The sequence below is a fragment of the Taklimakanibacter lacteus genome, assembly GCA_003576695.1.
Taxonomy (GTDB): domain Bacteria; phylum Pseudomonadota; class Alphaproteobacteria; order Rhizobiales; family Aestuariivirgaceae; genus Taklimakanibacter; species Taklimakanibacter lacteus.
Map to the genome: position 1 here is coordinate 362,751 of QOZQ01000003.1, position 22,301 is coordinate 385,051.

General features: G+C 62.5%; 23 protein-coding genes. 17 read left to right on the forward strand and 6 right to left on the reverse strand.

Annotated elements, in window-relative coordinates; genetic code table 11:
* Window positions 1–25: 25 nt before the first annotated feature.
* Window positions 26–1,060 (forward strand): EF-P lysine aminoacylase EpmA, encoded by a 1,035-nt coding sequence (gene epmA, locus DT068_RS07320; protein ID WP_368904511.1) that lies wholly within the window; start codon window positions 26–28, stop codon window positions 1,058–1,060.
* 9 nt (window positions 1,061–1,069) lie between these two features.
* On the forward strand, window positions 1,070–1,879 hold the full coding sequence (locus DT068_RS07325; protein WP_162914046.1) for a DUF8605 domain-containing protein: 810 nt from the start codon (window positions 1,070–1,072) through the stop codon (window positions 1,877–1,879).
* A 316-nt stretch (window positions 1,880–2,195) separates the two neighbouring features.
* On the opposite strand, the gene DT068_RS07330 is transcribed toward DT068_RS07325, so the two are convergent.
* Window positions 2,196–3,536, reverse strand: a complete 1,341-nt coding sequence (locus tag DT068_RS07330; RefSeq protein ID WP_119389139.1) for an aspartate aminotransferase family protein — start codon at window positions 3,534–3,536, stop codon at window positions 2,196–2,198.
* A 95-nt stretch (window positions 3,537–3,631) separates the two neighbouring features.
* On the opposite strand from DT068_RS07330, the gene DT068_RS07335 reads away from it, so the two are divergent.
* The 4 genes from DT068_RS07335 to DT068_RS07350 are packed head-to-tail and all read left to right on the forward strand — an operon-like array spanning window position 3,632 to window position 5,677.
* Window positions 3,632–3,877, forward strand: coding sequence for a type II toxin-antitoxin system ParD family antitoxin (locus tag DT068_RS07335; protein ID WP_119389311.1), 246 nt, complete (start codon window positions 3,632–3,634; stop codon window positions 3,875–3,877).
* A gap of 3 nt (window positions 3,878–3,880) precedes the next feature.
* On the forward strand, window positions 3,881–4,174 hold the full coding sequence (locus DT068_RS07340; RefSeq protein ID WP_119389140.1) for a type II toxin-antitoxin system RelE/ParE family toxin: 294 nt from the start codon (window positions 3,881–3,883) through the stop codon (window positions 4,172–4,174).
* Between the two features lie 7 nt (window positions 4,175–4,181).
* The gene (locus DT068_RS07345; RefSeq protein ID WP_119389141.1) at window positions 4,182–5,213 is read left to right on the forward strand and encodes a histone deacetylase family protein; all 1,032 of its coding nucleotides are present in this window, start codon (window positions 4,182–4,184) and stop codon (window positions 5,211–5,213) included.
* Complete coding sequence (locus tag DT068_RS07350) at window positions 5,210–5,677, forward strand: GNAT family N-acetyltransferase (RefSeq protein WP_119389142.1); 468 nt, start codon at window positions 5,210–5,212, stop codon at window positions 5,675–5,677. The genes DT068_RS07345 and DT068_RS07350 overlap by 4 nt, the downstream gene beginning before the upstream one ends.
* 464 nt (window positions 5,678–6,141) lie before the next feature.
* Here the strand turns inward: DT068_RS07350 and DT068_RS07355 are convergent, their stop codons facing one another.
* The 3 genes from DT068_RS07355 to DT068_RS07365 all read right to left on the reverse strand — a co-directional run bounded on the left by DT068_RS07355 (window position 6,142) and on the right by DT068_RS07365 (window position 8,940).
* Window positions 6,142–6,684: a GNAT family N-acetyltransferase gene (locus tag DT068_RS07355; protein ID WP_119389143.1), complete on the reverse strand. Its 543-nt coding sequence runs from the start codon at window positions 6,682–6,684 to the stop codon at window positions 6,142–6,144.
* Between the two features lie 177 nt (window positions 6,685–6,861).
* Entirely contained in the window at window positions 6,862–7,995 is a 1,134-nt protein-coding gene (locus DT068_RS07360) for a type III PLP-dependent enzyme (RefSeq protein ID WP_119389144.1), read from the reverse strand.
* A gap of 480 nt (window positions 7,996–8,475) precedes the next feature.
* On the reverse strand, window positions 8,476–8,940 hold the full coding sequence (locus DT068_RS07365; RefSeq protein ID WP_368904512.1) for a MarR family winged helix-turn-helix transcriptional regulator: 465 nt from the start codon (window positions 8,938–8,940) through the stop codon (window positions 8,476–8,478).
* A gap of 106 nt (window positions 8,941–9,046) precedes the next feature.
* On the opposite strand from DT068_RS07365, the gene gstA reads away from it, so the two are divergent.
* A complete protein-coding gene (gene gstA / locus DT068_RS07370; protein WP_119389145.1) occupies window positions 9,047–9,661 on the forward strand; it encodes a glutathione transferase GstA in 615 nt (204 codons plus the stop codon).
* Window positions 9,662–9,747: 86 nt separating this feature from the next.
* Window positions 9,748–10,416 (forward strand): glutathione S-transferase family protein, encoded by a 669-nt coding sequence (locus DT068_RS07375; protein ID WP_119389146.1) that lies wholly within the window; start codon window positions 9,748–9,750, stop codon window positions 10,414–10,416.
* A 555-nt stretch (window positions 10,417–10,971) separates the two neighbouring features.
* Here the strand turns inward: DT068_RS07375 and DT068_RS07380 are convergent.
* Complete coding sequence (locus DT068_RS07380; protein WP_119389147.1) at window positions 10,972–12,129, reverse strand: IS110 family RNA-guided transposase; 1,158 nt, start codon at window positions 12,127–12,129, stop codon at window positions 10,972–10,974.
* Between the two features lie 231 nt (window positions 12,130–12,360).
* Between DT068_RS07380 and mtnA the strand changes: the two genes are divergently transcribed.
* The 5 genes from mtnA to DT068_RS07405 all read left to right on the forward strand — a co-directional run bounded on the left by mtnA (window position 12,361) and on the right by DT068_RS07405 (window position 18,040).
* Complete coding sequence (gene mtnA / locus DT068_RS07385) at window positions 12,361–13,458, forward strand: S-methyl-5-thioribose-1-phosphate isomerase (protein ID WP_119389148.1); 1,098 nt, start codon at window positions 12,361–12,363, stop codon at window positions 13,456–13,458.
* A 208-nt stretch (window positions 13,459–13,666) separates the two neighbouring features.
* The gene (ugpB, locus tag DT068_RS07390; protein WP_119389149.1) at window positions 13,667–14,977 is read left to right on the forward strand and encodes a sn-glycerol-3-phosphate ABC transporter substrate-binding protein UgpB; all 1,311 of its coding nucleotides are present in this window, start codon (window positions 13,667–13,669) and stop codon (window positions 14,975–14,977) included.
* A gap of 48 nt (window positions 14,978–15,025) precedes the next feature.
* Window positions 15,026–15,907: a sn-glycerol-3-phosphate ABC transporter permease UgpA gene (gene ugpA, locus DT068_RS07395; protein ID WP_119389150.1), complete on the forward strand. Its 882-nt coding sequence runs from the start codon at window positions 15,026–15,028 to the stop codon at window positions 15,905–15,907.
* Window positions 15,908–16,105: 198 nt separating this feature from the next.
* Window positions 16,106–16,951: a sn-glycerol-3-phosphate ABC transporter permease UgpE gene (ugpE, locus tag DT068_RS07400; protein ID WP_119389151.1), complete on the forward strand. Its 846-nt coding sequence runs from the start codon at window positions 16,106–16,108 to the stop codon at window positions 16,949–16,951.
* Between the two features lie 3 nt (window positions 16,952–16,954).
* On the forward strand, window positions 16,955–18,040 hold the full coding sequence (locus DT068_RS07405; protein ID WP_119389152.1) for a sn-glycerol-3-phosphate import ATP-binding protein UgpC: 1,086 nt from the start codon (window positions 16,955–16,957) through the stop codon (window positions 18,038–18,040).
* Here the strand turns inward: DT068_RS07405 and DT068_RS07410 are convergent.
* Window positions 18,037–18,948: a DMT family transporter gene (locus tag DT068_RS07410; protein ID WP_119389153.1), complete on the reverse strand. Its 912-nt coding sequence runs from the start codon at window positions 18,946–18,948 to the stop codon at window positions 18,037–18,039. The two genes, DT068_RS07405 and DT068_RS07410, sit on opposite strands and share 4 nt — an antisense overlap.
* Before the next feature lie 185 nt (window positions 18,949–19,133).
* Here DT068_RS07410 and DT068_RS07415 point away from each other — a divergent pair, with 185 nt between their 5' ends.
* The 4 genes from DT068_RS07415 to DT068_RS27935 all read left to right on the forward strand — a co-directional run bounded on the left by DT068_RS07415 (window position 19,134) and on the right by DT068_RS27935 (window position 22,133).
* Window positions 19,134–19,934, forward strand: coding sequence for a DUF1194 domain-containing protein (locus tag DT068_RS07415; protein WP_368904514.1), 801 nt, complete (start codon window positions 19,134–19,136; stop codon window positions 19,932–19,934).
* A gap of 193 nt (window positions 19,935–20,127) precedes the next feature.
* A complete protein-coding gene (locus DT068_RS07420) occupies window positions 20,128–21,306 on the forward strand; it encodes a low temperature requirement protein A (protein WP_368904515.1) in 1,179 nt (392 codons plus the stop codon).
* Window positions 21,293–21,778, forward strand: a complete 486-nt coding sequence (locus tag DT068_RS07425; protein ID WP_119389154.1) for a GNAT family N-acetyltransferase — start codon at window positions 21,293–21,295, stop codon at window positions 21,776–21,778. The genes DT068_RS07420 and DT068_RS07425 overlap by 14 nt, the downstream gene beginning before the upstream one ends.
* A 214-nt stretch (window positions 21,779–21,992) precedes the next feature.
* On the forward strand, window positions 21,993–22,133 hold the full coding sequence (locus DT068_RS27935) for a hypothetical protein (protein WP_162914047.1): 141 nt from the start codon (window positions 21,993–21,995) through the stop codon (window positions 22,131–22,133).
* Window positions 22,134–22,301 lie beyond the last annotated feature (168 nt).

Sequence of the window (22,301 nt, forward strand, 5' to 3'; positions counted from 1 at the left end):
CCAAGCCCTGCCGGAGTTCTTTGTTTTGACACCTGTTTCGCCCTGGTGGCGCCCCGATATCCATGCCGACCGTCGGCCTTTCCTGATGATGCGGGGCCGCATCGTGGGAGCGATCCGCGACTGGTTCCGGGCCAAGGATTTCCTCGAGGTCGATTGCGGGGCGCTCCAGGTCTCGCCCGGCAACGAGACCCATCTCCATGCCTTCAAGGCGCCGCTCGTCAATCCCGACGGCTCGAGCGAAGACCGCTACCTGCACACCTCGCCCGAATTTGCCTGCAAGAAGCTGCTGGCCGCCGGCGAGAAGCGCATTTTCAGCATGGTCCATTGCTTCCGCAACCGCGAGCGCACCCCGCTCCACGCGCCCGAATTCACCATGCTCGAATGGTATCGGGCAAATGAGCCCTATGAGCAGATCATCGCCGACACGGTGGGCATGCTGAAGCTGGCGTCCCGCGTGAGCGGCAATGCGCTCACCTGGCGCGGCAAGACCTGCGATCCCTCCGGCGAAGCGGAGTATCTGAGCGTGGCGGAGGCCTTTTCGCGCCATGCCGGGATCGACCTTCTGGCGACCCTGAGCGCGGAAGGCGCCGACCGGAAAGCGCTGGCGGCGCAGGCCGAGGCGCAAGATATTGCCTTTGCCAAGGATGATTCCTGGTCCGACATCTTCAGCCGCATCCTGGTCGAGAAGGTCGAGCCGCAACTGGGACAAAGCCGGCCGACCGTGCTTTTCGAATATCCGGCCGTCGAGGCGGCCCTCGCGCGCGTCAGCCCGAAGGACCCGCGCATCGCCGAGCGCTTCGAGCTCTATGCCTGCGGTGTCGAGCTTGCCAATGGCTTCGGCGAGCTCACCGATCCGGTCGAGCAGCGCCGCCGCTTCGAGGCCGATATGGCCCTGAAGCAGAAGCTCTATGGCGAGCGCTATCCGATCGATGAGACTTTTCTTGAGGCGCTGGAGACGATGCCGGAAGCTTCCGGTGTAGCGCTTGGCCTCGACCGGCTGGTGATGCTGGCGACCGGCGCCGGCCGTATCGACCAGGTGATCTGGACCCCCTTCAACTAGGAAATGCCCATGCGCCCTGTCTATGTCCTGCTTCTGGTTCTGGTGGCGAATGGCATTGCATGGGCCGCGGGTGCGGAGAGTGATCTCTACCGTGGCCGCACCCTGGTCACCGGCATACGCGATGAAATCCGGATTCCCGCTGTGCCCGGCTTGCTGCTCGACGTGTTGGCCAAGGTGTCGGGCGATGCCCGGCTGCTGCGCGATCCGCGCGCCGCGGAACTCGCCGCCGGGGGAACATTGCTCGTCACGGAATACAGCTTTCGCGATCGTCTCGCAGGCAGACAGATCCATGACGAGCAGGGCACGCGCGACCGGCCCTATTACCTGACGATCACTTTCGATCCGCATATGGTGGATGCCGCCCTTGAGCGGCTGGGAAGCAAGCCATGGGCCGGCAAGCGTCCGCGGCTTGCCTTGTTCCTCGTCGTCGACAACGCTTCCAACGTCTATGCGCTGGCAAGCGACGGCACCTTTGGCCGCGATCAGCGGGATTCGCTCGTTGCGGCGTCCTGGCAGACCGGCATGCCCGTGATGCTGCCGAGCGAAGCCGACTTCGCCAGGGAAGGGCTCATCGCCAACACCTTGTCTTCAGCCGGGCCCGAGAAGCTCGGCCGCTTGGCCAAGACTGTGGGGGCTGATCTCGCTCTCACCGGAAAGCTTGTCTGGAACAAGGGCACGCTGGGCTGGGCGGCGGAATGGCGGCTCTTCGACGGCAAGGCTGCCCATGGCTGGACGATCAAGGATGTGAATTTCGACGATGCCTTCCGCGACGCACTCAGGGGGAGTGCGTTGATCTTGTCAGGAAATGGGAAGTCGTAAAGGTTTATCCTCCCCACAAGGGGGAGGGCAATCGCATTTGAAATTTCCGAAGTAGGCGAGCCACCTCCAATTTCCCCCTCGCCCGTTGCGAAGCAATGGGAGAGGGTGCCCGAAGGGCGGGTGAGGGCTCTTAGTCCCGATACTCAATGCTTTCAGAATCTCGCATACTTCGAGGAAGAGCCCTCATCCGCCCTTTCGGGCACCTTCTCCCATCCTCCGGACGGGAGAAGGGGAAATGAAGAAGAGTAAAGCTCCCCTTCAACAGCCCTTTCAAATTCCTCCCCACAAGGGGGAGGGGAATTGAATGTGGAACGCGCTACCTCACGCTCGCCAGCACCTGGCGGATCGACTTCGCCATCTTGTCGACGATCTCGCCGAGCTCATTCGGGCTCGCATTATAGGGCGGCGCCAGGATCACGCAGTCGCCGGCGACGCCATCGACATTGCCGCCCACGGGATAGCAAATGAGTCCGTTTTCAAGGGCTTGCTGGCGAATGCGCATATAAAGCTTGAGCTCGGCCGGGAAGGGCGCCCTGGTCTTGCGGTCCTTCACCAGCTCGAGCGCCTGGAAGAAGCCGCGGCCGCGAATGTCGCCCACCGCCTCGATGTCGGAGGTTGCCTCGCGCATCATGTCGACAAGCTTCGGCCCCCATTCCATCACCCGCTCGACCAGCTTCTCGCGCGTGACGATCTTCTGCACCGCGACGCCCGCGGCACAGCAGGCGGTGTGGCCGGTGAATGTGTGTCCGGTGAGGGCACCGCCATGGACGGGGACGATCGCGTCGGCAACCTTCTGTGAATAGACGGCCGCGCCCAGCGGCAAATAGCCCGCCGCCAGGCCCTTGGCGACCGACATGATGTCGGGCTCGACCCCGTCATGCGCCAAAGCCCGCCAGGGGCCGCAGCGCCCGGCGCCCGACATGACCTCGTCCGCGATCAGCAATATGCCGTGCCGGTCGCAGATCTCGCGCACGCGCCTGGAATAGCCCGGAGGGGCTGGGACACAGCCGCCGGCGGCACCGACCACCGGCTCGAAGATGAAGGCGGCGACATTCTTCGCGCCGAGCCGCAGGATCTCGTCCTCGAGCTCTTTGGCACAGGCTTCGCCCGTGGTTTCGGCTGTGGCGCCCGCGGGCGGGCGATAGACATTGGCAGGCGAGAGATGGGAGGCGGGGACGAGCGCCCCTTCGAAAGCCGCGCGCCTTTCGAGGAAACCCGACACCGACAGCGCGCCCAGCGTATTGCCATGCCAGGAGCGTTCGCGCGCGATGAAACGACGGCGGCTCATCTCGCCCTTCGCGGCATGATATTGCAGCGCGAGCTTCAGGCAGCTCTCCACCGCTTCCGACCCGCCGGTGACGAACACCATGTGCTTGAGGCTGCCGCCGCATTTTTGGGCCACGATCTGGGTCAGCTCTTCCAAGGCATCGGTGGTGAAGTTGTAGCGATAGCCATGCGCGATGCGTGAAAGCTGGTCGGCGATGGCGGCGTTCACCTCTTCATTGCCGTGACCAATGCAATAGACGGCGGGGCCGCTCGATCCGTCGATATACTGCTTGCCATTGGCATCATGAATGTAGCTGCCCTTGGCCCATTTGGCCTTGGGAAGATTGGCGCCGGCTGTCGTGATGCTGGCGGGAAGCGGCTGCTTGGTCATGCGGAGTATCTCATGGAATGAAAGTGAGTAATGCGCAGGTTAGAGTTTTGACAATCTTTGCCAATTTGTGTCATGCTCGCGTTATGGAGGCCGACATGGCGACTATGAATGTATCCCTGCCTGATCTTATGAAAGACTGGGTCGAAGCACAAATGAAAACAGGGCGTTACGCCAATGCCAGCGACTACGTGCGCGATCTCATTCGCAAGGATCAGGAACGCAGCGGCAAGATTGCCGCCATGCAGCGTTTCGTCGATGAAGGATCGAAAAGTGGTGCCGGCAATCGTTCAAAAGATGAGCTTTTTTCGTCGGCGGTGACGCGGACCAAGGCGCGGCAATAACTCATGGGTTTTCTTCTGTCTCGTGCAGCGGAAGAAGACATTATCGCAATTGCTGAGGCTGGTATCCGCCTGTTCGGGACTTCACAAGCCAGGCAGTATCATGATGAACTGTTCGCGATCCTCGATCTGATCGCCGCCAATCCTCGCATGGCGCGCGAGCGCCTCGAAATATCACCACCCGTGCGCATCCATCCCTTCAAAGCTCATCTTGTCGTCTATCGGATCGAAGTAGGCGACGATATTCTCATTATCCGCGTGCGGCACGGGCATGAGGATTGGGCCGACGATGCTTCTTAGGTAAATCATGTTCACCGTCTTCGCCGACATGCAACGTCTGCACAATCCGCCGAGCTTCATGGTCGCCGGCAAGCCGAAACCCATGCCGGAACGGCCCGAGCGCATCGACATGCTGCTCGAGGGCGTAAAGCGTGCCGGCGGCAGGCTGGTTGCGCCGGCGCCGATCGGCAACGAGACCCTGGCTCTGGTGCATGCGCCACGCTACCTCGCCTTCATGGACACGCTGTGGGAGCGCTGGCACCGCCAGCCCGAGGCGGCGGATACTCCAGCCCCCAATATCCATGCGCTGGGACGCGCCAGCCTGGCGCCGGTCGGCTATCCGGATTCGGTCGTGGGGCAAGTGGGCTATCATCTGGGCGACGGCTCCTGTCCGATCATGGACAGGACCTGGGACGCGGCGAAAGCCAGCGCCGCGACGGCCGCTCATGCAGCTGGCCTGATGCTCGAGGGCGAGACGCTTGCCTATGCGCTGTGCCGGCCGCCCGGACATCATGCGGCCTCCGATGTCGCGGCGGGCTTCTGCTACATCAACAATTCGGCACTGGCGGCGGAAATACTCACCCGCGCCGGGCGGCGCGTGGCGATCCTCGATATCGACGTGCATCACGGCAATGGCACGGAAGCGATCTTCTATGACCGTGCCGATATCCTCACGGTTTCCCTCCATGCCGATCCGAAGCGCTTCTATCCCTTCTTCTGGGGCTATGCGGAAGAGACCGGGAGGGGCGCGGGCGAAGGCTTCAACCTCAATCTGCCGCTGCCGCGCGGCACAAGGATCGATGACTATCGCGCGGCGCTGGCGAAAGCCTTCCGCCGCATCGCAGACTTTGCGCCCGATATGCTCGTCATCGCGGCGGGGCTCGATATCGCGATCGATGATCCCTTCCAGGGCTTCGCCATCGAGACGGCCGATTTCGCCACGATCGGCCGCGACCTTGCCGGGCTGAAGCTGCCGATGCTGGCGGTGCAGGAAGGCGGCTATCCCTCGGCAAGCCTGGGCGCCAATCTGGCGTCATTGCTCGAAGGACTTGGATCATGACGCTGACCATCAGGCCCATGCGCGGGGAAGATGCGCCGCAGGTCGTGGCGATGGTCCAGGGTCTGGCGCGCGATACGGGCGTGGATGTCATCCCCAAGCTCACTGCCGAAAGTCTCATTGCCCATGGCGACCTCATCGATGTGACCCTGGCCGAGGATGCGGGCGGCATTCTCGGCGCCTGCCTGACGCTCCTCACCTATTCGACCTGGCGCGATGCCAAGGGGCTCTATGTCGTCGACCTTTTCATCGACGGGAAAGCGCGCAACCAGGGTCTCGGTGTGAAGCTCCTGCGCGAAGCGGCGCGCCGCGGGAGGCAAAAGGGTGCCCGCTTCATCAAGCTCGAAGTCTATGACACGAATGAGGGCGCGGCGCGCTTTTATGAGCGTCTGGGCTTCGTGCGCAACGACAAGGACCGGTTGTTCGTCCTCGAAGAGGACAAGGTCACTGAGTTTCTCACCGGATGATCTGGTGGGTCTCGGGGTGTTTCACCGGTGAAAAACGAGTGGTCTACCGGTAAGCAAGTCCCCGGCTTCGGCGGCCTGGCCGGGGTTCGGATACAGGGAATTACAGGGAATTACAGGGAATTTTAGCGAAAAACTTCCACCCTGAACGATATCAATGACTTGGAAAGTCGAGCAGGGAATTTTCATTCTCAGCGGGGCTGTTTGCGGGCGCGGCCGCGGCGCAAGCTTCCGGCGCGCTTCATACCATTCTGACATTTCCCGAATCTCGCACGCGTCCGTCCGCAAAGGCAAGATGGCAGCCCCATTTATCGTCATCCCGGCGAAAGCCGGGACCCATTGAATAAGCGCAACCGGGCGGCGCTCGCCGCGCTTCACCAATTTAGTGGGCCCCCGACTTTCGTCGGGGTGACGGATGGAGGGAAGTAAACCCTCGCCCCACTGACGCGAGTGATCGGGGAGCGCGCTTACGCCGTCTGGCGCACCGCCGTGTCGTCATTGACCGGGATCATCCGCCCGCTGGCCGAGATCATGCCCTCGGCGCCAGCAAGCGAGTCCGCCGCAAGCTCGAGCCCGAGGAAGCGCTCGAGCGCCACCGGTCCCGGCAGGCTCAAGGCTTCGACGCTCGAGCGCGAGAAGCCGAAGCGGCCGTAATAGGGCTCATCGCCCACCAGCAGCACGGCCTTGTGGCCGAGCTTGCGGGCCTCCTCGATCGCATGGCGCATCAGGCGGCCGCCGATGCCGCGCTTCTGATAGGCGCAGTCGACGGCAAGCGGCCCGAGCAGCAGCGCCGGACCGGCCGATCCTGCAGTGATGTCCCACAGGCGCAGCGTGCCGATGACCCGGCCGCGGCGGTTGCGCGCGGTGAAGGCAAGGCCTTCCGCCGGCAGGCGGTTCTCGCGCAGCCGTTCGGATGTCTTGCGCCGGCGCTCGGCCTTGCCGAAAGCGCGGTCGAGAAGGGCTTCGCGGGCCGGAAGATCGGTCGCAGTTTCAGGCGTGATGGTGACCATTCTGGCCTCTATAGAGCCCTTCCCACTCGGGGGACCCGAGTGGGAAAAAGGGCTCGATTAATTTACTTTTGCGCGCTTCCTTGTCGCCAAAGTCGAGCAACTTTGGCGGGAAGCGCGCCCGCCTCTGATGCCGCCCCAAACCTGAAGCTCAGGGCAGGCATCTCGGGATCGCTGAAGTTAGATGATGTAGGTCTGCAGCGGCGGGAAGCCGTTGAAGGCGATCGACGAATAGGTCGTCGTGTAGGCGCCCGTATTGTCGATCAGCACCTCGTCACCGACGGTGAGCGAAAGCGGCAGGTCGTAGGGCGTCTTCTCATAGAGCACATCGGCGCTGTCGCAGGTGGGACCTGCAATGATGCAGGGGCCCCTGGCATCGCCGTCACGCTCAGAGAGGATCGGATAGCGGATCGCTTCCTCCATCGTCTCGGCCAGGCCGCCGAACTTGCCGATGTCGAGATAGACCCAGCGCGCCTTGTCGTCGGCATGCTTCTTCGACACGAGCACGACTTCCGCCTTGATCACGCCGGCATTGCCGACCATCCCGCGGCCCGGCTCGATGATCGTTTCCGGGATGGCATTGCCGAAATGCCTGGCGAGCGACTGCTCGATGCCCTGGGCATAGGCGCCGACGCCCGGAACCTGCTTGAGGTAACGGGTCGGGAAGCCGCCGCCGAGATTGACCATCGACAAGGTGATGCCGCGCTCCGCCATCGTGCGGAAGATCTGAGCCGACTGGGCCAGGGCCGAATCCCAGCCATCGGTCTTGGTCTGCTGCGAGCCGACATGGAAGGAGATGCCATAGGCCTGGAGGCCGAGCTTATGGGCGCGGTCCAGCACGTCGATCGCCATCTCGGTGGCGCAGCCGAATTTGCGCGACAGCGGCCATTCGGCGCCGGCGCCATCGGTCAGGATGCGGCAGAAGATGCGGGCGCCGGGAGCGGCGCGGGCGACCTTCTCGACTTCCTCGATGGAATCGACGGCATAGAGCGACACGCCGAGCTGGTGGGCGCGCGCGACATCGCGCTCCTTCTTGATCGTGTTGCCGAAGGAGATGCGGTCGGGCGTGGCGCCGGCGGCGAGCGCCATTTCGATTTCGGGCACCGAAGCCGTGTCGAAGGACGAGCCGAGGCCGGCGAGCAGCGAAAGCACTTCGGGCGCCGGATTGGCCTTCACCGCATAGAAGATGCGGGTGGCCGGCATGGCGCGGGCGAAGCGGAGATAATTGTCGCGGATGATCTCGAGGTCGACGACGAGGCAGGGGCCCTCGGGTCGTCGGTCGGCGAGGAAGTCGATCATGCGTTGCGTGGCCATAGGCGTATCTCCCCCATCAGGGTCAGCAGTGGATGGCCTTGGAGGTGCGATGGCACGCCCCCGCGATGGAGACGGGAACGGGCCGGCCGCCTTTCGGGCCGTCGAGTGCGATGATTGTCCGGGCGCTTGCGCGCCTCGCATTCACCGCGGTTTGTCTGCCTTTGATTGGAGGGAAATCCCATCCGCACTTCGGGCAAGGAAAGTGGTGCCTCTTCAGTAACGCTGACTGTTGGACCAGCCAGTCCGAGACCAAAAAAGCCCGCACCGTCGTTGCTTCAAGGCGTCCGCGGTCTTGACCGACCGCTAGGGATCATGTCCCTAGTACCGTCCCGGAGACCTTCTTGAGGATCCGGGGGACGCCCACAGGCACGTGCGACTTTGGGCGACCGTGATATGATGGATTCTCACGTCGCATTCAAGAAAAATTTTGCCCGGAACCCGAAAAATCGCGTGGGGCTTCAAAGGGTTCTTTATAGAACCTTAATCGCAAGCGTTTGGACGGAGGTGACCGCCGATGGCGCCGAGAAGTTTTGCCAGCTGCTCGAGGTCCTTCTCCGGAAGATCGGGTCCCAGAGTCTCTTCGACGGCATCGCGATAGGCCGGCCAGACTCGCTTCTGCATGGCGCGGCCTTCCGCCGTCAGCTGGATCATCTGGCCGCGCCCGTCGCCGGGGCAGGCGATGCGCTCGATGAGTCCCGCCGCCTCCATTCGGTCGAGGAGGCGGGAGAGATTGTACTGGGCGACCAGCAGTTCCTTCTCGAGTTCCAGCGGCCGCATCCGGCGCCCGCCTTCGCGCGAGAGCTCGAGCAGCACGTCATACCAGGCGATGGGCGGCAACCCTTTGGCCTTCACCGCAGCCTCGACCTTGCGCACGACCTTGTCATGGGCGCGGATGAGCCGCACCCAGACATGCAAAACCTTGTCGATCCGCTTTTCCTCGGCCATCGCCGCTATCCTAGAGATTCATGCATCTGCATCAAGCTTGACATATAGATGCAACTGCATTAATGTCAATGCACTTGCATCAAACTGAGTCCCAAAGGAGACTAACATGAAGCTCTATTATTCGCCCGGTGCCTGCTCGCTGGCTCCCCATATCGTGGCCAAGGAAGCCGGCATCGCACTCGATCTCGAGAAGGTCGACCTTGCCGCCCACAAGCTCACCGACGGCACCGACTATTATGATGTCAATCCGCGCGGCTATGTGCCGGCGATCCGCGTCAAGGCGGATGAGCCGGTGCTGACGGAGGCCAATGTGCTGGTGCAGTTCCTCGCCGACCAGAAGCCGGAAGCGGGCCTGATGCCGAAGGCGGGAACGCCCGAGCGCTACCGCGCCCAGCAGTGGCTGGCTTTCGTCGCCACGGAGCTGCACAAGAACTTCTCCTGGCTCTGGTACAAGGACACCCCGGCCGAGACCAAGACGGCGGTCAAGGACAAGCTCAACAAGCGTTTCGCCGAGCTCGACGCCCATCTGAAGAGCAACGACTTCATCCTCGGCAAGACTTTCTCCGCCGCCGATGCCTATGCCTTCACCATCATCAACTGGGTGAATTTCCTCGGCATGAACCTGAAGAGCTTCCCCAATCTGCAGGCCTTCATGGACCGGGTCGCCGCCCGTCCCAAGGTGCAGGAAGCGCTCAAGGCCGAAGGCCTGATCGCCGCTTAGTCTTGTCCCTTCTCCTTGCGGGGAAGATGGCTCACCCGGCTTCGGCCGGGTGAGAAGAACATTTCATGCAGACAATGTGAGGCCCCATGACGAAACTCACTCTCATCAGCCACGCTCTATGCCCCTATGTGCAAAGGGCGGTGATCGCGCTCAAGGAGAAGGGTGTCGATTTCGAAAGGATCGATATCGATCTCAGCCAGAAGCCGGACTGGTTCCTGGAAATCTCGCCGCTCGGCAAGGTGCCGGTGCTGAAGGTGGAGGACGACGTGATCTTCGAATCGACGGTGATCGCCGAATTCCTCGAAGATACGGTCGCGCCGCCTCTGCATCCCTCCGACGCCGTCAGGCGCGCCGATCATCGCGCCTGGATCGAATTCGCAAGCGTCGTGCTCTCCGACATCTGGGGGTTCTATACCGCGACGAATGCCGAGACTTTCGAACAGAAGCGCCGTGACCTCATCCAGCGCTTCGAGCGCCTCGAGGCCCGCGTCAAGGCGGAACCCTGGTTCGACGGCGGAACCTTCCATCTGGTCGATGCCGCTTTCGGCCCGGTCTTCCGCTATTTCGACGTCTTCGACACCATCGAGGATTTCGGCATCCTGGCCGGCAAGCCGAAGCTCGCGCGCTGGCGCAAGGCCCTGAAGGCGCGTGCCTCGGTGGCCTCGGCCGTGGCGCAGGATTATCCGGCAAGGCTGCATGATTTCATCCTTGAGCGCCACTCGCATATGTCGGGACTGCTGCTGGAGGCTGCGTAGCCATTTACCCTCCCCCTTGTGGGAAGGGCAATCGCATATGAAAATTCTTGAGCCAGGTAGGCTGTCTCCATTTTTCCCCCTCGCCCGTTGCGAAGCAATGGGAGAGGGTGCCCGATAGGGCGGGTGAGGGCTCTTTGCCTACAACAAGAACAGCTTTTGAAGGCTTCGCGTGCTTCGAGAAAGAGCCCTCATCCGGCCTGTCGGCCACCTTGTATGGGGCTTTTTTTGTCAAGATCGCTTTCACACATTTTTACTCCTTCAGTTTGGCAAGACGGGTGCACAGGTGATGGATCGAGGCGAACGACCTGAGGGGAACTTGCATGATGTGGCGAAGACTTCCGCCACAGCCTTGTATACGGTGGCCCTGAGGACCGAACCATGATGCAGTCATGCGCATCTGCGGCAAGTTCCGTGATGCTGGCTCCAATCTTCTCCGCGGCATCAAAGCCATGGTGGTGTAACGGTCAGCCATCACCCCGGGTCGTGAATGGCACTGAGTGCCAAAACCTCTCTTCAAATGAACGCTGTCCAGCCTCCTCCTTTGCTTTCTTCCTCTTAAACTGCCTGGCACAACCTGATGCCTTCGGGGATCACACCCTGAGTAATCATGCGCCACAAGGCGATGAGCAGCTTGCGGGCAAGCGCCACGATCATCAGCTTGCGCACATCCTTGCGCGCACTTTGTGTCTTGCGCTCGTACCATTGCGCCAGTGGACTGTCCTTCTGGAATCTGAGGAAGCGCCAGGCGAACTGGATCATGCCACGTCTGACCCGACCATTGCCGGCGCGCGCCAGGCCTTGCTCGCGCCGCCTTTGCCCGCTCTCATCGGGCGAGCCAGTGAGCCCGCCATAACGGGCGACCGCCCAGCGGTCACGCAACGGCCGACAGAACATCTCGCTGTCCAGCATGTCGGCGGTCTCGACCCCCAGACCTACCACGCGGGTCAATTGGTCTACCGCGGTGGCGTGCCTGTGTTTTGGCTCCGCAGCCAGTTGTTTGGCCCGGCGGCTTTCGATCTCCTTGAGCTGCGTCTTGATCAGATGCAGCCTGGCCAGGTCGTGGCCGAGCTCGGTGAGGGTATTGACGGGCAGAGGCATACCTTCCGGAGTGAGCAGTCCTGCAAGCCGTTCGCTGGCGGTCTTGAGCTTGGGATTGAAGTTGCGGATGCCGAAGCGGATCAGGCAGGCCTTCAGACGGTTGATCAGCGAGGTCCGCTCATTGACCAGCCGCTGATGCTCGCGATTGGGGCGCTTCAGATCTTCCTCTTCGATGGAGGGGATCTGCGCCATATGACAGTGCTTCGGCTCACCGCGCAGCCAGCCCAGAAAAGCCCGCAGCAGGAGCTCGGTATCGAGCCGGTCGCTCTTGGCGCGACGATGCTCGCGCGGCACTGGGATGCTGTTCGGGTGGATCACATGGGCTTCGATGCCACGCGACCTGAGCCAGCGAGCCAGCCAGAAGCCGTCACGGCCGGCTTCATAGGCCACTGCGATGCGCTCGATCGCTTGGCCTACCTTCACCGCCTCATCCCGCCAGCGCTGCAGCAAGGCCAACAGCGCTTCGGGGTCGGCGCCGAGCTTCTTGCGCGGCTGGCGATCCAATCGCGGCACAAGACCAGCAACCAGCCAGTTCGACAGACTCAACTCGATAACCGCAATCAACGTGCTATCCTGCTTGAGGGCGACGAGGGATTTGCTCAGATCACTTGGCATGGCTCACTCCATCCATGGTGTAACGACACTGGGCATCTTACCCTCGTCGTCCGCCCCATAGAATCTTCTCCCATCCTCCGGACGGGAGAAGGGGAACTGGAGGGAGTAATTTCTCCTTTCCAAGAGCCTCGCAAAATTCCATATGCGATAGCCCTCCCACAAGGGGGAGGGGAATTGGTTGACTCGTCGCCGATGCTCGCGCAGGTTCGCGCCCTCGAACGAGGAGCGGCAATGAAAGTCGACGGCAAGCCTTACCGAACGATATGGCTCAACCAGGATGGCTGGTCGGTGGAGATCATCGACCAGACCAAGTTCCCGCATCGCTTCGAGACGGTGACGCTGCGGTCGCTCGAAGACGCCGCACTCGCCATCAAGGACATGCTGGTCAGGGGCGCGCCGCTGATCGGCGCCACCGCCGCCTATGGGATGGCGCTGCAGGCCCGGGTCGATGCGTCGGACGAGGCGCTGTCGAAGGCCTATGAGCGCCTGCATGCGACGCGCCCCACGGCCATCAATCTCAAATGGGCGCTCGATGAGATGATGAAGGCCTTGCGGAACTTCCCGCCCGCGCAGAGAGCCGGGCGCGCCTATGGACGCGCCGCCGAGATTTGCGAGGAGGATGTCGCGATCAACCAGTCGATCGGCCGGCATGGTCTCGCGCTCATCAAGGCGATTGCCGCGAAGAAGAAGCCGAGCGAGACGGTGAATGTCCTCACCCATTGCAATGCCGGCTGGCTCGCGACCGTCGACTGGGGCACCGCGACGGCGCCCATCTATATGGCGCATGAGGGCGGCATCCCGATCCATGTCTGGGTCGATGAGACGCGCCCGCGCAACCAGGGCGCTTCGCTCACCGCCTGGGAGCTCGGCCATCACGGCGTCAGGCACACTGTCATTCCCGACAATACCGGCGGCCATCTGATGCAGCACGGGCTTGTCGATCTGTGCATCGTCGGCACCGACCGCACTACCGCCTCGGGCGATGTGTGCAACAAGATCGGCACTTATCTCAAGGCGCTTGCCGCCCATGACAATGCCGTGCCCTTCTATGTGGCGCTGCCGTCGCCGACCATCGATTTCACCGTCAATGACGGGGTGAAGGAAATCCCCATCGAGCAGCGCTCCGGCGATGAGGTGACCAAGCTCACCGGCATCACCAGGGACGGACGCATCGAGACGGTGGATGTCGTGGCGCCGGGATCGCCGGTCGCCAATTACGCCTTCGACGTGACGCCGGCGAAATATGTGACCGGCCTCATCACCGAGCGCGGCGTGGTCAAGGCGGAGAAGGGCGCAATCGCCAAGGCCTTTCCCGAGCGCGCTCAATAGGTTCCGACTGTGCCAGTAAGAGACAGGTCCGGATTCGGCGAACCCGCGATGGGTTGTTCGACGAACGGCTAACCCATTTCCGATTGCCAAGTGTGGAAAAGCGGGCTCATATTTCGGCTCGCTACGATGAAATACTCCGGTGTCATCGGGCTGCAAAAATGACCAAACAATAAGAAACTGACTCAACAGTGAATTGGGAGCGAAATCCATGAAACGACGTTCAATGCTTGCCGCCGCATTCCTGGCCATGGCCGTAACGGCAGCGGGTCCCGCTTTTGCCAAGACCCAGATCTCCTGGTGGCATGCCATGACCGGCGCCAATAACGAGGTCGTCGACAAGATCGCCAAGGACTTCAATGCGAGCCAGCAGGATTTTGAACTCGTTCCCGTCTTCAAGGGCACTTACCCGGAGACCCTCAATGCCGGCATTGCCGCGTTCCGCGCCGGCCAGCCGCCCGACATCATCCAGGTCTTCGATGTCGGCACCGGCGTGATGATGAATGCCGAAGGCGCCATCAAGCCCGCCGCCGAGGTTCTGACCGATGCCGGCATGACCTTCGACAAGAGTCAGTATCTGCCGGGCATCGTCGCTTATTATTCGCGCCCCGACGGCACCATGCTGTCCTTCCCCTATAATTCCTCATCCCCCATTCTCTATTTCAACAAGGACATCTTCGCGAAAGCGGGGCTCGATGCCGACAATCCGCCCAAGACCTGGAACGAGGTCTGGGATGCCGCCAAGAAGATCAAGGCGAGCGGGGCCGCACCTTGCGGCTACACCTCGACCTGGCTCACCTGGATCCACACCGAGAATTTCGCCGCCTGGAACGACACGCCTTTCGCCACCAAGGAGAACGGCCTTGCCGGCCAGGATGCCGAGCTCGAGATCAACAAGCCGCTTTTCGTGAACCACTTCCAGGCGCTGGCCGATCTCGCCAAGGACGGCACCTTCAAATATGGCGGCCGCACCTCCGAGGCGAAGCAGATCTTCCTCGCCGGCGAATGCGGCATCTTCACGGAATCATCGGGCGGTCTCGGCGACATCGTCAAATCGGGCATGAAATACGGCATCGGCCAGTTGCCCTATGACAGCGACGCGCCGGGGGCGCCGCAGAACACCATACCGGGCGGCGCCAGCCTCTGGGTCTTCGCCGGCAAGTCGGCGGATCAGTACAAGGGTGTGGCGGCGTTCTTCGCCTATCTGTCGAAGACCGAGGTTCAGACCTATCTGCACCAGAAGTCGGGCTACCTGCCGGTGACGCTCAAGGCCTATGAGGAGACGAAGAAGTCGGGCTTCTATGAGCAGAATCCCGGCCGCGAGACGCCGATCACCCAGATGATGGGCAAGGAGCCCACCGCCAATTCGAAGGGTGTGCGCCTCGTCAACCTGCCGCAAGTGCGCGATATCGAGAATGAGGAGTTCGAGAAGATGCTGGCGGGCGAGCAGACCGCCCAGCAGGCGCTCGACAGCGCCGTCAAGCGCGGCAATGAGGCGATCAAGCAGGCGCTCGGCAACTAGATCCAGGGCAGGGGCCGCCCGTTCGGGCGGGCGGCTTCCTGCGCACCGATGAACCGGGCGACCTTTCCCCACAAATTCCTGCCTTACCTGCTGCTCCTGCCGCAGCTCGCCATCACGGTTGTCTTCTTCTACTGGCCGGCGGGCCAGGCGCTAAGGCAATCGCTGCTGCGCGAGGACGCTTTCGGGCTGAAGACCCAATTTGTCGGCCTGTCCAACTTCAAGCGCGTCCTTGCCGATCCCGCCTATGTGAACTCGATCACCGTCACGGTCGTGTTCTCCATCGCCACCGCCTTCATCTCGATGGCGGTGGCGCTCCTCCTCGCCGTCCAGGCCGAGAAGGTCATCCGCGGCAAGACCTTCTACCGCACCCTTCTGATCTGGCCCTATGCGGTGGCGCCCGCCATTGCCGGCATGCTGTGGCTGTTCCTGTTCAATCCGTCCTTCGGCACGCTGGCCTATCCGCTGCGGCTCATGGGGCTCAACTGGGACCCGCTGCTCAATGGCCCGCAGGCCATGACCATGATCATCATGGCGGCGTCGTGGAAGCAGATCAGCTACAATTTCATCTTCTTCGTCGCCGGCCTCCAGGCGATCCCGAGGACATTGATCGAGGCCGCGGCGATCGATGGCGCAACCGCCCGGAAGCGCTTCTGGACGATCGTCTTTCCGCTGCTGGCGCCGACGAGCTTCTTCCTGCTCGTCGTCAACACCGTGTATGCGCTGTTCGACACGTTCGGCATCATCCATGCGGTGACCGGGGGCGGCCCCGGCAAGACCACCGAGACCTTGGTCTACAAGGTCTATAATGACGGCTTCGTCAATCTGATCCTGGGCGACTCGGCGGCGCAATCGGTGATCCTGATGGTGATCGTCATCGCGCTCACCGCCATCCAGTTCCGCTATATCGAAAGGCGGGTGCATTATGGGTAGGGTTGCACGGCACTCTAACCAGTTTTCCCCCTCGCCCGTCCGAAGGATGGGAGAGGGTGCCCGGAGGGCGGGTGAGGGCTCTTTCTTCCGGTCGTCTAAACCAAAGAGCCCTCATCCGGCCTGTCGGCCACCTTCTCCCATGCTGCGCACGGGAGAAGGGGAATATGGACAGAAAGGGGATGGTGCGAGGCCCTCGCCATGATCGCACGCGCCCGCAGCCGTTTATTCGCCCATCTGTGGTTGATCCTCGGCCTGATCGTGGTCGCCTTCCCGATCTATTACGTCTTCGTCGCCTCGACCCATTCGCTCCAGACGATCCTGCGCCCGCCTCTGCCGCTTTTGCCGGGCGACCAGTTCCTCGCCAATTACAGTGAGGCTCTGTTCGGCGGCGTCGGGCGCATCGGTGGCGTCGGCGTCGGCACGCTTCTCCTCAATTCGACCATCGTGGCGCTCGGTATCGCCATCGGCAAGATCATCATCTCGCTGATGTCGGCCTATGCCATCGTGTTCTTCCGCTTTCCCTTGCGCATGGTGTTCTTCTGGATCATCTTCATCACACTTATGCTGCCCGTCGAGGTGCGCATCCTGCCGACCTACAAGGTGATGGTCGATCTCAACCTCATCGACACCTATGCCGGCCTGATCGTGCCGCTCATCGCGTCGGCGACCGCGACCTTGCTGTTCCGCCAGTTCTTCATGACCATTCCCAACGAGCTGCTCGAAGCGGCGCGCATCGACGGCGCCGGGCCCTGGCGCTTCTTCAAGGACATCCTGCTGCCGCTGTCGGCCACCAATATCGCGGCGCTTTTCGTCATCCTCTTCATCTATGGCTGGACGCAATATCTCTGGCCGCTGCTGATGACCAATTCCAACTCGATGAACACCATCGTCATCGCCTTGCGCAAGATGATCTCCTTCGCCGATGCCGATACCGAATGGCACCTCGTCATGGTGACCTGCATCCTGGCGATAGCACCACCCATCCTGGTCGTCGTCCTGATGCAGCGCTGGTTCGTCAAGGGCCTTGTCGAAAGCGAGAAGTGAAACATGGCTACGATCTCACTGAAGGATGTCCGCAAGGATTACGGCCGCAACCCGGTCATCCACGGCATTTCGCTCGATGTCGCCAACCGCGAATTCATCGTGATCGTGGGTCCGTCGGGCTGCGGGAAGTCCACGCTGCTGCGCATGGTGGCGGGTCTCGAGGAGATCACCTCGGGCACGATCGAGATCGACGAGCGCGTCGTCAACCAGCTCGAGCCGCGCGAGCGCGACATCGCCATGGTGTTCCAGAACTATGCGCTCTATCCGCATATGACCGTCTTCGAGAACATGGCCTATGGCCTCAAGATCGCCGGCAAGAACAGGACCGAGATCGCCGAGCGCGTCAGCAGCGCCGCCAATATGCTGGAGCTCGGCCCCTATCTCACCCGCAAGCCCCGCGCATTGTCGGGCGGCCAGCGCCAGCGCGTCGCCATGGGCCGCGCTTTGGTGCGCGATCCGGCCGCCTTCCTGTTCGACGAGCCTCTGTCCAATCTCGATGCCAAGTTGCGCGTCCAGATGCGCCTCGAGATCAAGGCGCTGCAGCGCGAGGTCGGCACCACGTCGCTTTATGTGACGCATGACCAGGTCGAGGCGATGACGCTCGCCGACCGGCTCGTCGTCATGAATGGCGGCCGGGCCGAGCAGATCGACACGCCGATGAATGTCTATCTGAAGCCGGCCAGCGTCTTCGTCGCGAGCTTCATCGGCTCGCCCGCCATGAATATCATCGAGGCGAGGGTCGCGGCCGAGAGCCGCGGTGTCGTGGTGGCGGGCAGGACGATCGATCTCGACCATCTGCGCCTGCATTTGCCGGCGGTCGGCGCACCGGTCCTCTTCGGCATCAGGCCGGAACATATCGCGGTGAGCGAGACGGAGAAGGTCGACTTGCTCCTGACCGTTTCCGCCGTCGAGACGCTGGGCGCCGACGCGCTCGCCCATTGCTATTTCGAAGGCGGCAAGAAGGGGCGGGACTTCGTCGTCCGGCTTCCCGGCACGAGGACCGTCCGCGTCGGCGAGCACCTGCCCGTGGTCCTCGACCGCGCCGCGACGCATCTCTTCGATCCCGAAAGCAAGAAGAGGCTGAACTAACCCGCCAGCTCCACCGCGACGTCCTTGCGCCCGCGCGAGAACTCCGACAGCACCACCGCCCCGATGACCAGCGCGCTGCCGAGGAGGCGCGGCAGGGTTAGCGCCTCGCCGAGAAAGAGGGCGGCGAGGCCTATGGCGAAGACCGGCTCGAGATTGAGCACCATGGCGGTGGGCGCGCCGCCCGCCAGCTCCACCGCCTTGAACATGCCGATATAGGAGATGGCGAAGAAGAAGCAGGTGACGGCGAGCGGCAGCCAGCCGGTGAAGCCTGCTCCGGTCAGGGCCAGGCCTTGCGTCAGGCTGAGATAGAGCACCGCCGTCGCCACGCCCGCGATCGCCATATAGAAGGTGACGATCGTGCCGTCGGCGGTCCTGAGCTTGATGCTGTTCCAGAAGATCGAGATGGCGAAGCCCACCGCCGACAGGCCGGCAAGCGCGATTCCTCTGGGATCGAGGCTCATGTCATTGAGGCCGATGGCGATGCCGACGCCGATCAATGCCGCGATGAGGCAGGCGAGCTCGATTGCGCCCGGAAACCGGCGGGCCTGGGCGCATTCGAGGAGGGTGGTGATGATCGGGAAGGTGTAGAGGATGACGACGCCGAGGCTCACCGGGATATAGGCGAAGGAGCCAAGGAGGCCGAGCGCCCCGATGGCGGCGGTGATGCCGGAACCCAGCGCATGGAATGCGTGGTTGCGCGCCAGCCTGAAGCCGAGGCCCAGCAGCGGCAGGGCAAGGACGAGGCCTCCCAGCAGAAAGATGTAGCGCGCCAGCACCACGGTCGGCGGGTTGAAGCCTTGCGCATAAGCGAACGGCACCGAGACGTCGTTGATCGCAAGCGTCAACGCCGCCACGCCCGCAAGGATGATGCCGATGCGCGCTTTCCGCGCCGGATGGCCGCTTGTCATGTGGTGAGATCCTGAGGGACGGGAAGGGCGCCGGCCGGGATTCTACCGCCTGCGCCACGCGACTGCCAGTGCGAAACATTGGGGTGTCCATGAGTTTCATGCACCGGATCGTGATGAGGCGGCCCATTGACCCCGATGCCGCCGCGCCTAGTCTCTTCACAGGACGGCGGCAAAGGAGGCTTTGCGTGCGGCGCGGAACATTCAGGCTCCTCGCGGCTTTTCTCGCCGCCATCTTTCCGGTCTCGATCCTGTCCGCCGCCGATATGCCGGTCGATCTCGAGCTTATCCTGGCGGTCGACGTCTCGCGCTCGATGGACATGGACGAGCAGGCCTTGCAGCGCAACGGCTATGTCGCCGCCTTCCGCCATAAGGATGTGATCGACGCCATTGCTTCCGGCCCCCATGGCCGCATCGCGGTGAGCTATGTCGAATGGGCCGGCCCCGCCTATCAGAGGCCCCTGGTGGCGTGGACGATCATTGACGGTGCGGCGGCGGCCAATAAATTCGCCGACCAGCTGGCCGCCGCCCCCATCTCGCGCGAGCATGGCACGTCGATCGCCAACGGCCTGCTCTTCGTGGGCCCGAGCTTCGCGGGCAATGGCATCAGGGGCGACCGCCAGGTCATCGATGTCTCGGGCGATGGTCCCAACAATATGGGCGTGCCGGTAACGGTCGCCCGCGATCCCCTGATCGCCGCCGGCGTCACCATCAACGGCCTGCCGATCATGATCAAGCGGCCGGGCGGTTTTGCCTCGATCGAGAATCTCGATATCTATTATGAGGATTGCGTCATCGGCGGCACCGGGGCCTTCCTGGTGCCGGTGACCGATATCCAGAAGCTGGCCACGGCCATCCGCCGCAAGCTGGTGCTGGAGATCGCGTCGCGCCCGCTACGGATCGTCAAGGTGGTCGAGACGCAGCAGGCCAGGCCGCGCATCGATTGCATGATCGGGGAGAGGCTGCGCGAGCAGTGGATGCGGGAATAGACGCGAGGCGGTGTCTCTAATAAAGCTATCCGTACAAGTACCCTCACGCTGAGGTGCCCGCCACAGGCGGGCCTCGAAGCGCCTGTCAGGATGGAGCGAGAGTGCTGCAGCACACCCTTCGAGGCTCGCTGCGCTCGCACCTCTGGGTGAGGGTTGTGGCTTTGATGCACGCTAACTGCTCAGGGGGGAGTGCTTGGGACATCTGCTGCGCGCGCGCAAAGGGCATGAGCATGCCCGCGTCACCTTCGTCGAATTGTTCTTCGATCTCGTCTTCGTCTTTGCGATAACCCAGCTCTCCCACGCGCTGCTGGCGCATTTTACGCCTATGGGAGCTGTCGAGACGCTGCTCCTGATGATGGCCGTCTGGTGGGTGTGGATCTACACCTCCTGGGTCACCAACTGGCTCGACCCCGAGCGCCTGCCGGTCAGGCTGATGCTCTTCGCCATCATGCTCCTGGGGCTCATCATGTCCTCCGCCATCCCCAAGGCCTTCGCCGAGCTGGGGCTCGTCTTCGCCCTTATGCATGTGGCGATGCAGGTGGGGCGCACGCTGTTCACGCTGTGGGGCATCAGGGGGCATGCCTCGCTTACCTTGAACTTCCTCCGCATCCTGGCCTGGCTCTGCGTCTCGGGCGTGTTCTGGATCGCGGGCGGCTTCGCCGAGGGCGAGTTGCGGCTCATCCTCTGGCTGCTGGCGCTCGTCATCGAATATGCCGGGCCCTCCACCGGCTTCTGGACGCCGGGCCTTGGCCGCTCGGTCACGACCGACTGGAATGTCGAGGGTGGCCATCTCGCCGAGCGCTGCGGTCTCTTCGTCATCATTGCGCTGGGTGAATCCGTCCTGGTGACGGGCGCCACCTTTGCGGACCTCGCCTGGGACTGGCCGGTCGTGCTGGCCTTCCTGTCGGCCTTCGTGGCGAGCGTCGCCATGTGGTGGATCTACTTCAATACCGGCGCCGAACGGGGCACGGTGACCATGACGTCGTCGGGCGATCCCGGTCGCCTCGCCCGCATTGCCTATACCTATATCCACCTCTTCATCATCGCCGGGATCATCGTGACGGCGGTGGGCGATGAATTCGCCCTGGCGCATCCCGAAGGCCATGCCGATCTGAAGATGGCGGCAGCCCTTGTCGGCGGCCCGGCGCTTTATCTCATCGGCACGCTCCTGTTCCGCCGGGCGATCACCGGGCGCCTGCCGAAGGTCCAGCTCCTCGCGGTCGTGGCGCTTGTGGCGCTGTTTGCCTTGTCGGGCGTCTTCTCGCCCGTGCTATTGAGCCTTGCAACCACGGCCGTGCTCTGCATTGTCGCTGCCGCGGAAAAAGGGACGGCCAGGGAAGTGAGAGAGACCATCGCGCATGATCACAATTGAGCCCATCGGTCCGGGCGACCAGGCAAAGGTGCTGGCGCTCAACAATCAGTTTGCCGTCGAGACCTCGTTTCTGGACGCGGCGAAGCTCGCCGCCATGGTGGAGGAGGCCTTTCTTGCCACCCGCATTGGCGGCGTCGATGCCTTTCTCATCGTCTTCGACCAGCGCGCCCGCTATGACAGTTCCAATTTCCTGTGGTTCCGCGACCGCTTCCCGGATTTCGCCTATGTCGACCGGATCATCACCGGGCCCGGGGCTCGCGGCAAAGGTTACGCAAGGGCGCTTTACCAGGATCTTTTCGTTAGGGCAGCTGCCGCCGGCCATAAAAGGGTGGTCTGCGAGGTCAATTCCGACCCGCCCAACCCGGTGTCCGATGCCTTCCACGCCACCTTGGGTTTTGCTCCAATCGGTAGCCAGACGTTGCGCGGTTCCAGCAAGACCGTCCGTTATCTGAGTAAAAATATTCCTAGCTGATTTTCGGGTCGCCGCAACAGGTGCGGCTGCGCCTTGGCTTGCCGTTGTCAAGCCCGGTTTTCATGCCAAAAGCCATGCGCTTTTTCCTATGGAAATGCAGGAAATTCGCAGGTTTTTGGGCCCATTTTGTCGCGATTTTCGGGGCTGGTTTTAAGCCGTCCAGATGCTACCGTTTTGGCTGTTGCGTCGGTGTTTTCAGTCAAGTGAGTTTGTCATGCCTGTCTTCGAGGAGTGGTTCGAATACGATTACGAGGAAGTCCTTCTGGGTGCGGTCAAGGCCGAGTCCAAGCGCAAGCATCATGGGAAGCTTGCCCAGCGCTTGCGCCACAGGAGGCAACCCGCGCCGCAGAAGTAACTTCCCCCGCTTCCACTGCGCGACAGGTCGATCAGGGAGCGCGCAGTCACGGCTTTACAAACACGAAATGGTGCCGCCCGGATCTTTAGATTCCGGGCGGCACTGTTCTAAAGTCTAGACAGCGAAAGCTTGACGCCCGGAGAAAAACAAGGTCGATTGCCTTTCAGT